This is a genomic window from Schleiferilactobacillus harbinensis, assembly GCF_008694105.1.
GTDB classification, from domain to species: Bacteria; Bacillota; Bacilli; order Lactobacillales; family Lactobacillaceae; genus Schleiferilactobacillus; species Schleiferilactobacillus harbinensis.
Map to the genome: position 1 here is coordinate 2,925,041 of NZ_CP041364.1, position 12,364 is coordinate 2,937,404.

Here is a 12,364-nt window from a genome sequence, read left to right on the forward strand (position 1 = left end):
CAGCCTGTTCAGTACGTAATTTTCATTTGGGTTTTCAGTGCATTCCCCCTATATATCGTGGTATCATAATTCATAACCACTACATGATGTGGCTGGGAACGGATCGCTGGTACGGTCGGCCAGACATGTGGTGGATTGCAAGAAGGAGTGAGCCACGATGTTAGAGGTACACACGGTTACGACTAAAATTAAGAAGCGCGACGGCCGCATCGTCAATTTTGACGCGAGTAAAATTCAAACGGCGATTACGAAGGCCGCCCAAAGCGTGGGGAAGTTGTCCCCAGCGGATACGAATGCCATCGATGACATCACCAATGATGTGACGGCAAAAATTCAGGACCGCTATACGGCTGACGTCGAAATCTCTGAGATTCAAAACATCGTGGAGCAATCCTTGATCAATGACGGCAAGTACGATTGGGCAGAAAGCTACACCCAGTACCGCCTGCAACAAGACCTGAAGCGCAAGCAGCGGCGGGACGTCAATTTCCAGATCGACCGGCTGTTAAGCAAAGACAAGACCGTCGTTAACGAGAACGCCAACAAGGACAGCCGGGTTTTTTCGACCCAGCGGGATCTGACCGCTGGGGCCGTCGCCAAGGCGATCGGTCTGAAGATGCTGCCCAAGGCGGTGGCTAATGCCCACGTCCGCGGTGACATCCACTGGCACGATTTGGATTACACGCCCTACATGGCTGAAACCAACTGCTGTTTGATTGATTTCAAATATATGCTGACCCACGGCTTCGCCATCGGCAACGCCGAAGTGGAACCGGCGCACAGTATCGGAGTGGCGGTCACCCAAATGACTCAGATCATCGCCAATGTCGCTTCATCCCAATACGGCGGCTGTTCCAGCGACCGGACCGACGAAGTGCTGGCGCCGTTTGCGGAGAAGAACTACCAGAAGCATTTGAAAGAAGCCCGCGAGCTCACCGACGATCCGGCCAAGGTAGAGGCCTTCGCTAAGGAACGGACCCGCAAGGACATCTATGATGCCTTGCAAACCTTGGAATATCAGGTCAACACCCTGTATTCAACCCAGGGCCAGACGCCGTTTGTGACGGTTGGGTTTGGCCTGGGCACCAGTTGGATCGAACGGGAGATCCAGAAGGATATTTTGAAGATCCGGATCTTGGGTCTGGGCAAAGAAAAACGCACGGCCATTTTCCCGAAGCTGGTCTTCACCCTAAAGAAGGGCTTGAATCTGCACCCCGACGATCCCAACTACGACATCAAGCAGCTGGCCATTGAGTGTGCCACCAAGCGGATGTACCCGGATGTGTTGTCCTACGACATGATCAAGAAACTGACCGGTTCCTTCAAGGCACCCATGGGCTGCCGCTCCTTCCTGCAAGGCTGGACAGATCCCAAGACCGGTGAAGAAGTGAATGCCGGCCGGATGAACCTGGGGGTGATCACCGTAAACCTGCCCCGCATCGCCATGGAATCCAAGGGCAATCAAAAGAAGTTTTGGGAGATCTTCGAAGAACGGATGAACATCTGCAAACAAGGCTTGGTCTACAAGGTCCAGCGGACGAAAGAAGCGACCCCGGAGAGTGCCCCGATCCTGTACAAGTACGGCGCGTTTGGGCACCGCTTAGCGTCCACGGATACTGTCGACTCTCTGTTCCGCAACAGCCGGGCTACTGTTTCTTTGGGCTACATCGGCTTGTATGAAGTCGGCACGGTGTTCTATGGTCCCAATTGGGAACACGATCCTGAGGCCAAGGCCTTTTCGGTCAGCATCGTCAAGTCCATGGCTGACCATTGCAAAGCCTGGGAAAAAGAATACGGCTATCACTTCTCCGTTTACGGCACACCCAGTGAATCCCTGACTGATACGTTCTGCCGGGACGACCGGAAGAAGTTCGGCATCGTCAAGGACATCACGGATAAGGAATACTATACCAACTCCTTCCATTACGATGTGCGGAAGAAAGTTACGCCGTTTGAGAAGCTGGATTTTGAAAAGGACTATCCCCAGTACAGTGCCGGCGGCTTCATCCACTACTGCGAATACCCGAATTTGAAGCAGAACCCCAAGGCGCTGGAAGCCGTGTGGGATTATGCCTATGACAAGATCGGTTATTTGGGGACCAACACCCCCATTGACCAATGCTTCAAGTGCGGTTTCAAGGGTGAATTCAAGGCGACCGCCAAGGGTTACGAATGCCCGGAATGCGGCAACCATGATCCGGAAACCTGCGATGTGGTCAAGCGGCTTTGCGGCTACTTGGGCAATCCCAACAAGCGGCCGATGGTTCACGGCCGGCAGGAAGAAATCATCCACCGGGTGAAGCATATGAGCTTCAGCAATGATCAAATCGCCAATGCGCGTTATTAGAAAGCCGGGTGTTTGATGGATCGCACAGAAATTCAAAAGCACATGGCACAAGAGAGCAAACGCAAGATCGCGCGGTTGCCGAAGAATCCCAAACCGCAGGAATGGCTGGCTAAGGACTTATCCTTGGGTTATTATGCCAGTTACAAGCCCTTCGTGATGGTGGACGGGGAAGGTGTCCGGTGCAGCTTGTATGTATCCGGCTGCAAGTTTGCCTGTCCCGGCTGCTACAATGCCGTCGCGCAAAACTTCCATTACGGTCAGCCCTATACGGATGCTGTTCAGGACAAGATCCTCGACGATTTGGCGCATTCCTACGTGCAGGGCTTGACCCTGCTGGGCGGCGAACCGTTCCTGAATACCCAGGTCTGCTTGAAGCTGTGCCGGGCGATTCGGGCCCGGTTCGGCCACACTAAGGATATTTGGTCTTGGACCGGGTATACGTGGGATGAGTTGCAGCAGGAATCTGATGACAAACTGGAATTGCTCAGTATGCTGGACATTCTGGTGGACGGCCGCTTCTTGGAGGCGGAGAAAGATTTAACACTGCAGTTCCGCGGGTCCAGCAACCAGCGGATCATCGATGTGCCGGCATCATTGAAGGAAGATAAAGTCGTTATCTGGTCGCGCTTGGTGAAATAGTCGCGAGTGAGGTCCGGACCACGCACTGCTGTTAGGCAATTGGCTGATGGCGGTGCGTTTTTTTGGCCCAAATAATGAGTGAAAATCATTGCTGATGAAAAATGGGGGGTATAATGCAGTTAAATTATATATTCATTTGGAAGCTCTAATGGCACGGCTGAATCAAAGGCCAGTGAGTGGGGGTGTTGGCAATGCACAGTTATGGGGATTGGACTTATATTATGCGGCTGTTTGGCAAACAGCGGCGGGCAGCTAAAATACTATTATTTCTAATCGATTGTGTTGTCGGAGCGGCCTACGCCGGGTTCGTGGTGTCTTTCCCGGCCCTCGTGGTGCATTTGATTCAACAGCCTATCCTGCCAGGGCTGAGTACGGTACTGGTTATTCTGGCGATTGCGCTGGTCGGCTACGGGCTCAATATCCTCGATACCCATCTGCAAGACGGGTTGACCCAGTTCACGTTTGATTTTCGCTTCGACTATATTCCGGTATTCTCGGGCTTGATCTTTAATTGGCGCCAAGCGGATATTGATTCGGTCCAAGGCAAAGCTGTTATCGATCAAGCCTATGAAGCAATTTATAACGGCGGCAACGATGGGATCGGGGCCGTTGTGGACAATACCCTGCAGGCCGTCCGTACAAGTATTCAGGTGATCATTGTCGCCTTGGTATTAGGCTACTTTAACCCCTGGCTGATCCTGATTGTGGCGGCAATCAACTTGGTGGAATACGCGTTGCAGCGGATCGCTAATGCCTGGTTTGCCAAGCATAAACAGGAAGAAAACCAGATCGCCAGTTACCAGAGCTATTTCACCCGGATGTTAATGAAACGCAGCAGTGGGAAAGACATTCGGCTGTTCAACCTATTTCCGCTGCTGCACCAGCACTTCACAGTATTGGCTGACGGCATTGTTGCCTGGCAGCAGCGCTATACCCGGGTCACCACGCTGGTTGGCGGCTTGCAGGTCGCGGTGAATGCTCTAGGTATTCTCGGCACGCTGTTGTTTCTGATCCAATCCCAGACGGTCAGTATTGAAAACATCATCGTCTTCATCACCGCCATGCAAGTGCTGAATGCCCGGTTCACGACCATTCGTCAGGCATTGTCCGAAGTGGGCCGTAATCTGTCGTATGCGGCGAATTTCCGGGCTTTCTTGGGGTATGCCCAGCCCCTTGAACCGACTCCGAACTTGCCGGCAATTGACCAGATCCAGTCCGTGCGTTTGCAGGATGTCTCCTTTGCGGTGGGCTCGGCCACTCTGCTGCATCATGTATCGTTGGCGCTGGCTGCTGGCCAGTCCCTCGCCATTGTGGGAGAGAATGGTGCCGGCAAGACGACGCTGATCAAACTGATCTGCGGTCTGTATCCGCCGACTGCCGGGACCATCACCATTAACGGCCAACCGCGCACCGCTTGGTCGACCGCATCGCTGCGGGACCGGATCGCGGTGGAATTTCAGGATGATATCCTGCTGCATTTTACGATTGCTGAGAATATTGCCTTGGTGGTACCTGAAAAAATTGATTACGACCGGGTGGATCGCATGCTTCAGGAAGTGGGTATGCTCGACTTTGTTCAGCATTTATCCCATGGTGTGCGCACGATGATTGGCAATGAACTAGATCCCGATGGCATTTCTTTGTCAGGCGGGCAGAAGGAAGAGCTGCTCTTTGCCCGGGTATTGTACAAAGACGCCGACTTGAATATTCTGGATGAGCCCACGGCGGCCCTGGACCCGCTGGCTGAAAAGCAGTTCTACGCCTTGGCCAGTGCGAAGCTCAAGGACAAGATGGTCATTTTCATTTCGCACCGACTGGGTTCCTTGACGGTGCAAAGTCAAATCATGGTGATGAAGGATGGCCGGATCATCGGTCTGGGTTCCCATGCCGAGCTGCTGGCCAGCTGTGCGTATTATCGACAATTGTGGGAAGCTCAAAAGACGCTGTACGCGGCGGGTGATCAAAATGAAGAAAATTAACGCAGCAGTTCGCGAATTGGGCAGCACGCTGCACCTGATGAATAGTCTGGACAAGAAGCTCGTCTACTTGATGCTCGCCACGAGTTTGCTCAACGCCATGAATCCATACGTGCTGATCATTGGCAACACGCAACTGTTGAACGCGATGGTGGCCCGCCGCTTTAATACGGCGATCCGCACCGCCGTGGTGACCTATCTGTTAGTGATCGTGGTTGGGTTGGCTGCCCTATTTATCCGTCAGACCATGCTGATCAGTGCTGCCCGGGCCAACGAAGTATTAAAGATACGGATCCATGAAGCCTGGGAGCAGGTGGACTTTGCGACACTGGAATCTAAGGAATACTTCAGCACGATGAACAAGAGCGAGTCCTCCTTCCGCTATTCCGGCGGCGTGCGGGCGTTTTTTGCCCAGCTGCAGCAGTCCTTAGAAAATGTGCTGGAGATTATCACTGGTATTTCGCTGCTGGCCTGGATGGTTGTCTATCGCATTACGGAACAGCGGACTATCCTCTATGCCACGATTGTCGTCGTGGTCGGGCTGATTTTGCTGGAAGCCGGCCTTGGGTGGGCATATCAGCATTTGACCAAACAGAACATTCAGATTTTTGCGGCCCTGATGGTTTTGGAGAAAAAGATGAACTATTTTCTGCTGGAAATCGTCAATACTTACAGCAATATCAAATCCATTAAGCTCTGGGGCATGGGCGATCTGATCCAAACCCGGTACAAAGCCGTGTGGCGAGAGGAAAAGAAGCAGAATAAGACACTGGTACACATTGAGTACAATTCCCAGATCGTGGCCCAGCTGATTTCCAGTGTCGCTATTGTCGCCATCTTCACCCTGGTCGTGTACAAGATGTATTTGCACCTGCTGCCGATCGGTAATATCAACACCCTGTTTGCCGGTGTTGTCCAAATTGCGTCGTCAGTATCGCTGCTTGTTGCCGCGTGGCAGCACCTGCAACGGTTCCAGAATCAGATTCAATATGTCCAGCAGGTGTTTGCCATTTCTCAGCCGCCTCGACAGACCGCTGCTAGCCAGCCGCTGCCCGCGGCTTCAACGCCATTGGTGCTGCAGTTTGACCACGTCAGCTTCAGCTATCCTAACCGGGGCGAAGTCCTTCATGACGTGTCGTTTACGTTACCCTTTAAGGGCGTCACGGCCCTGGTGGGTGAAAACGGCAGCGGCAAGACGACGCTGGTGAAATTGATGCTGCGCTTGTATACCCCGACCAAGGGAACGATTCGGTTGAATGGGACCAATATTCAGCATATTCCGCTGGCTGAGTATACCCGGTTGTTCAGTGCAGTATTCCAGGATTACGAAGTATTCGACATTCCCATTGATCAAAATATTGCCAGCAGTACGACGATCGATCAGGCCAAACTGGCGGCCATTATTCAGGAATGGGGGCTGACTGACTGGATTGCCCATTTGCCGCAGGGCGCGCAAACCCCGATTGGCGGGTTCAGTGGGGAGAACTTCCAACCCAGCGGCGGGCAGCAGCAGCAAATTGCCATCGCCCGCGCGGCCTATCGCGACAGTCGGTTCCAAATTCTGGATGAACCTACGGCCAGTTTGGACCCGATCCATGAACTGGCGGTTTTCTCCAAGATCAAGCGGCTGTCGGCGCACAAGCCGTCACTGTTTATTACCCACCGGATCGGCGCGACGACCCTGGCGGATCAGGTTATTATGCTGCAAGCCGGCCGGATCGTAGCGATGGGCGCGGCGGATGATCTGGCCAAGCAGTCGGCTTATTTTCAACAGTTATGGGAAAGTCAGGCGGCGATGTATAACGCATAGCGGCTGGCTGGCCCGCCCAGATAATTGATATAATCAATTAGATGGGAGATGGGCAGCAATGAGCAAGCCGCGGATATTGGTGGTTGAGGATAACCAGAGTTTGGATGACCTGCTGGTGGAAACTCTGCAGGATGAGTTTGTGGTGACTTATGTGCAGGACGGGGCGACGGGGATTTCCCGGATATTGGCCGACCCGCCGGATTTGGTGATTCTGGATTTGATGCTGCCGATCGTGAATGGCGAGAGCGTCTTGAAGACGGTGCGCAAGACCAGTCAAGTGCCAATTTTGGTGCTCACGGCAGTGCAGGACAAGGGCAAGATCGTGGCCTTGCTGGAAGCCGGGGCAAACGATTATTTGACCAAGCCGTTTGATCTGGACGAGTTAGCCGCCCGAATTCGGGTTCAGCTGCGCAACCAAACGGCAGCCGGCACTGCTGATCAGCACGCTGCGTTAACGGTGGGCAACATCACCTTGAATGCGGCCGCCTTCACCGTTCAGGTCGGGGACCAGTCTTTCCCCTTGGCCAAAAAGGAATATGCCATCCTGCAGCTGCTTATGGGCCATCCCCACCAGGTCTTCCCCAAAGCCGATCTGTATACTGCGGTCTGGCACGAACCGTACATCGGCGGCGAAAATACACTGGCCGTCCATTTAAGCAATTTGCGCAAGAAAATCAATCAGCCGGATGGGCCCCAGTATATTCAGTCTTTATGGGGCCTGGGGGTCCGCTTTGCGCCGACTGGGGAGGCGGGCCAATGACAATTTTCTTGGCGGTGCTCAGTATCGGCTTAGCCATTTGGGTCCTGGTCCTGCTGCTTGATACACGCCGGATTCGCCGGGAATTAGTGCACATTAATCAAACAGATACGAATGCCAAAGTAACCGCTACTCTGGCGGTGCACCGACCGCTGGTCCAGGAGATCAATACGACCTTGGATATGACCCGGCAATTGCTCCGGACCCGCCAGCAGGAGGACGCCCGGGTGCGCGCGCTGATGACTAATTTGGTGCACGATATCAAAACGCCGCTGGCGATCGCGGCGGGATATAACCAGCTGGTGCAAAAAAATGCGGCGGCCGCCGATCAGACGCGGACGCAAAAAGTGGCCGACAGCCTGGCGACTGTCAGTCACTATGTGGATACCTTGATGAATTTCAGCTTGCTGCAGGAAACGACCCAAGGGCTGACGCTGCAGCCGGTGAATGTCACAGACCTATTGGGCCGGCTGCTGCTGACCTACTATGATACGTTCACCGCCAAGCAGCTGATGCCGGACATTCAATTAGCACCAGCGCTGACCATGCGGACGGATGAACGGCTGCTCAGCCGAGTGTTTCAAAATTTGATCGGCAATATCTTAGCCTATGGGGTTGGTCAGCCAACCATCACGGGAGAGCGGGCCGCGGCCGGTACGATTCAGTTCACTTTTGCTAACGCCGTGGCCCAACCGATTCCTGACGTTCAAGCGCTGCTGCAGCGCTTCGCGACGGCCCAGCAAACGGCGCACAGCAGCGGGCTGGGGCTGAATATCATGCAAACCCTGGTCCAGCGGTTGGGCGGCACTGCTTCGGTGGCCCAATCGACGAGCCGGCGGTTTGTGGTGCAACTCACTTTTCCTGCCGAGCTGGCGGTTAAAGTTCCTGGTTCTTCAAAATCAGCGCGCTCGCCAGCCAAGCAATAATGGTGGTGAGGACAGAAACCAGAATAAAGCGGCCCAGCGTCTGATTGCTGAGAATACCAGCAGTCAGGTTTTGACTGGTGGAGAGGAAATCAATGTACTTCAGCCAAGACCAGTGAACGAAAGTGTTTAATCCCGGTACAAACAGCGGGAAAACCACGATAAAGACGGCGGCGATCACCGTACTGTGAAACAGAACCAGCAGTACTGTCGCTAAGGCATACACGGCGGCGATCCCCACCAGCTGGGAGCCGGTGTACAGCAGGATCCGGCTGATTATTTTACCCAGTGCGGCCCCCATTGGCCGGCCAGCAATGGCGGAGGTCAAAACACCGCTGAAGAAGAACAGGGCGATGAGCACGCCAACAGTCAGCAGCAGCGTGAGGTTCTTACTGATGATAAATTGCCACCGGCCAATACCGGCCGTCAGGGTATTTTTGTACGTTTGCTGACTGAATTCATAACCGATCAGAATGACGAAGAGGCCGATAAAAACGTAGGGCAGATATGTTGTACTAAAGGACAGATACCGGGCCGTATTATAGACGGTCCAATTCGGGGCAGCCATGTTTTCTAAGGCTGAGGTGCCCATGGTGATCCCGCCGATCGCCTTGTTGGCGGCTGAAACCACTGCCGCGATCAGGGTGACCACGAGGGTCAGCCAGAAGCCAGTGGTATGAAACAAGCGATAGAGATCACTCTTGAAAATGCGCATCATGAGGCCGCACCGCCTTTCTGATCATCTTTCTGCAACAGCGTGGTGAAATAAGTTTCCAACGAACCAGATTGCGTTTGAATGTCATCCACCCGCACCCCGGCATGGTTCAATTGGTAGTTGATTTCACCGGTATCCAGGGTGTTGTTATAGATGATGATCTGGTGATTATTCATCACGTTGAAGGGCTTGATATGCTGGGCGTCCAGTACCTCAGAAGCGGCGTTGACGTCGGCTACGTGGAGAATAATGCCGGATTGATTGGCCGCGTCCAGAGCGGGCTTAGTGATTTCCTGAATCAAGCGGCCGCGGTGGATGAAGCCGAAGCGGGTGCAAACTTGGTACAGTTCCGTGAGAATATGGCTGGAAATGAGGATCGTGGTTTGCTGTTCGGTGTTCAAACGATGCAGCAAATCCCGAATCTCGATGATGCCCATGGGGTCTAGGCCGTTGATCGGTTCGTCCAGAATTAAAAAGTCAGGCTGGGCGAGCAGGGCGATGGCGAGCCCTAAGCGTTGCCGCTGGCCCAAGGATAGGCGGTTCGCCTTGGTTTTGGTTTTTTCAGTGAGACCGACAAATTGAATCGTGGCCAAAACATCCTGGCGGTTGGCCACACCCTTTTGCTTGGCACTGACCATCAGGTTTTGGTAGACGGTTAGATGCGGGTAGAGGGCGGGACTTTCGATAATCGTGCCGATGCGCTGCAGCGCTTGATTGTAGCCGGCTTGGTTGCGGCTTGCGCCCAGCAGCATGATCTGGCCGCTGCGCAGCGGTGACAGGCCGGTGATCAGACGCATCAAGGTACTTTTACCGGCGCCGTTTTCGCCGATCAGGCCGTAGATATCCCCCTGTTGAATGGTCATATTGATGTTGCTCAGGACAGTTTGCCGTCCGAATTTTTTTGTAACGTCGCTGAGTTGTAAGGCTGTGGTGGGCATTACCGATCAGCTCCTTTCTTAACTGTCTCCAGCATACCGGGGGACTGTTAAGCGGGGCGTTAACTGGATATTAATTAATCATTAACTCGGGTCAGAGTGAGTGGTTAACCAGCTGTTGCGCTGAGCAAGGCTTGGGCCACAGCGTGGGGGGACCAAGGATTTTGGCCCGTGATGATGCGGTTGTCGGTGACGGCGTAGGGCTTGAAGGCCCGGACTTTCTGGAAGATGGCGCCGCGTTCCTGAGCGGCCTTTTCGTTGAGAAAGGGGACCAGCCGGCGTTTGTTACTGAGAATTTCTTCCGTAGTGGTGAAGCCGGTGATGTGTTTACCGGCAATCAGGTACTGACCAGCATCGTCTTGCAGATTCAGCAAGCCGGCGATACCGTGGCATACGGAGGTGAGGTAGCCGCCCTGGCGGTAAATTGTCCGGCTGATTTCCTGGAGGGGGTGACTATCAGGGAAATCAAACATCACGCCGTGCCCACCGGTGTAATAAATGGCGAGATAGTTTTCGGCATGGACCTGGTCGGGGGCCAAGGAGGCAGTAAGGGCCCGTTTTTGAAAATTCGGATCGCGATACATCGCCATCGCTTGGGCGTCAGCATATTTCAAACTGCGGGGATCAATCGGGACATACCCGCCCCGAGGACTCACGTAGTCCACAGTATAGCCAGCAGCCTGCATATCCATGACAAATTCGGTGGCTTCGCCCAGCCAAAGACCAGTGGCTTCAGGTTTAACTTGGAATTGAGTGGTATTGGTTAACACCACCAGTATTTTCTTTTTATCCATGATTTTTCTGCTCCTTTGCGGCTAAAAATACTAACATATCATCGCTAAGCTGCCGTAATTGTTTCAAGGATGCGGCAATATTTGAGAGGTAGTAGTAATTCTTTGTCCCCTCTGAGCGGGCAGCAATAATGCCGGCTTGTTTTAATAGTTTAAGGTGATGCGACACCGCCGGGCGCGAAAGACCGGTCATCTCGGTGAAATCGGGGACCCGCAGGCCAGCACCGGATTGCTGATGGAGCAGGGCAATGATGATGGCCTGTCGTTTCTCGTCGCCAACGGCAATCAAGAATTCTTGGACGGTATCGAATTCGGTTTTGATGCGGTGCAAATCAGGTTGGGCCATTTTTTGCCTCCAGTTTTATTGGTTTAAACAATTAAACCATTGAACCGACGATTCGTCAAGGGTACAATGGTTTAAAACATTAAACCAAAGGAGCACAACTTATGCCACATACAATGCAGGCGATGCTGATTAACCATTATGGTCAGAAACAACTCGACCGGGTACTAGTCCCGATTCCGACGCCAGGGCCGAGTGACGTGCTGGTGGCGATCCACGCTGCCAGCATCAACCCAATTGATTTCAAAACGCGCGACGGTGCTGTCCGCATGCTGCTTAAATACCAGATGCCGCTGATCTTGGGCAGCGACTTTGCCGGTGAGATCGTACAAGTGGGCAGCCGTGTCACCCGCTTCAAGATTGGCGATGCGGTTTATGGCCGCCCGCGGAAATCACGAATTGGTACTTTTGCCGAGTATCTGGCGGTGGATCAGGCGGATATCGCGCAGATGCCTCAGAATTTGAGCTATCCGGAGGCCGCGGCGCTGCCGTTGGTAGGCCTTACCACCTATCAGGCGTTCCACGATATGCTGCAGTTACAGCCCAACCAGAAAATTTTGATTCAAGCTGGTTCTGGCGGTATTGGCACATTCGCTATTCAGCTGGCTAAATTAATGGGGGCTTACGCGGCAACCACCACCAGTGGCACTAACCGGGCCTTGGTCACGGATCTTGGGGCGGATCAGGTGATCGATTATCATCAAGAGAATTTCACCGATGTGCTGCATGATTACGATGCGGTATACGACACCTTGGGCGGGGACAATCTGCTGCAGGCGTTCAAAATCGTTAAACCAGGTGGGGCCGTCGTGTCGCTGTCCGGTTTGCCGGACGGCAAGTTTGCCCGAGCCGATGGTCTGCCTTTGTGGAAACAGGCGTTGTTTAGTTTGGCCACCCGGGCGATTCGCAAGCGGGAGAAGCAATATCATGTTGCCTACCGCTTTTTATTCATGAAACCGAGCGGCGAGCAGTTGGCGCTGATTACTCAATTGGTGGAAGCAGGTGAAATTCGACCAGTGATTGATGAGATTGTGCCGTTTGCGGATTTTCAACAAGCGATGGATCACTCCGAGGCGGGGCATGCTCGGGGAAAGATTGTTGTGAAAATGCAGTAAATTGCTTAAAGCT

General features: G+C 53.4%; 11 protein-coding genes. 7 read left to right on the top strand and 4 right to left on the bottom strand.

Annotated features, from left to right (window positions below; translation table 11 throughout):
* Positions 1–157: 157 nt before the first annotated feature.
* The 6 genes from nrdD to FMM01_RS14485 all read left to right on the top strand — a co-directional run bounded on the left by nrdD (position 158) and on the right by FMM01_RS14485 (position 8,455).
* Positions 158–2,347, top strand: coding sequence for an anaerobic ribonucleoside-triphosphate reductase (nrdD, locus tag FMM01_RS14460; protein WP_063516772.1), 2,190 nt, complete (start codon positions 158–160; stop codon positions 2,345–2,347).
* A 42-nt stretch (positions 2,348–2,389) separates the two neighbouring features.
* A complete protein-coding gene (gene nrdG / locus FMM01_RS14465; RefSeq protein ID WP_063516778.1) occupies positions 2,390–2,986 on the top strand; it encodes an anaerobic ribonucleoside-triphosphate reductase activating protein in 597 nt (198 codons plus the stop codon).
* 191 nt (positions 2,987–3,177) lie between these two features.
* Positions 3,178–4,965, top strand: coding sequence for an ABC transporter ATP-binding protein (locus tag FMM01_RS14470; protein ID WP_150392984.1), 1,788 nt, complete (start codon positions 3,178–3,180; stop codon positions 4,963–4,965).
* Positions 4,952–6,772 carry an ABC transporter ATP-binding protein gene (locus tag FMM01_RS14475; protein WP_190973389.1) on the top strand — a complete coding sequence of 607 codons (1,821 nt, stop codon included), beginning with the start codon at positions 4,952–4,954 and terminating at the stop codon, positions 6,770–6,772. Before FMM01_RS14470 ends, FMM01_RS14475 begins: the two co-directional genes overlap by 14 nt.
* Positions 6,773–6,830: 58 nt before the next feature.
* The gene (locus tag FMM01_RS14480; protein ID WP_150392986.1) at positions 6,831–7,532 is read left to right on the top strand and encodes a response regulator transcription factor; all 702 of its coding nucleotides are present in this window, start codon (positions 6,831–6,833) and stop codon (positions 7,530–7,532) included.
* Positions 7,529–8,455, top strand: a complete 927-nt coding sequence (locus FMM01_RS14485; RefSeq protein ID WP_063516917.1) for a sensor histidine kinase — start codon at positions 7,529–7,531, stop codon at positions 8,453–8,455. Before FMM01_RS14480 ends, FMM01_RS14485 begins: the two co-directional genes overlap by 4 nt.
* Here FMM01_RS14485 and FMM01_RS14490 read toward each other — a convergent pair.
* The 4 genes from FMM01_RS14490 to FMM01_RS14505 form a co-directional block, all read right to left on the bottom strand.
* Positions 8,406–9,170 carry an ABC transporter permease gene (locus FMM01_RS14490; protein WP_051225399.1) on the bottom strand — a complete coding sequence of 255 codons (765 nt, stop codon included), beginning with the start codon at positions 9,168–9,170 and terminating at the stop codon, positions 8,406–8,408. The two genes, FMM01_RS14485 and FMM01_RS14490, sit on opposite strands and share 50 nt — an antisense overlap.
* Positions 9,167–10,105 (bottom strand): ABC transporter ATP-binding protein, encoded by a 939-nt coding sequence (locus FMM01_RS14495; protein ID WP_146994928.1) that lies wholly within the window; start codon positions 10,103–10,105, stop codon positions 9,167–9,169. The genes FMM01_RS14490 and FMM01_RS14495 overlap by 4 nt, the downstream gene beginning before the upstream one ends.
* A 104-nt stretch (positions 10,106–10,209) precedes the next feature.
* On the bottom strand, positions 10,210–10,896 hold the full coding sequence (locus FMM01_RS14500; RefSeq protein WP_150392987.1) for a type 1 glutamine amidotransferase domain-containing protein: 687 nt from the start codon (positions 10,894–10,896) through the stop codon (positions 10,210–10,212).
* Positions 10,889–11,239 (bottom strand): ArsR/SmtB family transcription factor, encoded by a 351-nt coding sequence (locus FMM01_RS14505; protein ID WP_027829119.1) that lies wholly within the window; start codon positions 11,237–11,239, stop codon positions 10,889–10,891. Before FMM01_RS14505 ends, FMM01_RS14500 begins: the two co-directional genes overlap by 8 nt.
* Before the next feature lie 113 nt (positions 11,240–11,352).
* Here FMM01_RS14505 and FMM01_RS14510 point away from each other — a divergent pair, with 113 nt between their 5' ends.
* Positions 11,353–12,351: an NADP-dependent oxidoreductase gene (locus FMM01_RS14510; protein WP_186810228.1), complete on the top strand. Its 999-nt coding sequence runs from the start codon at positions 11,353–11,355 to the stop codon at positions 12,349–12,351.
* The last annotated feature ends 13 nt before the right edge of the window (positions 12,352–12,364 follow it).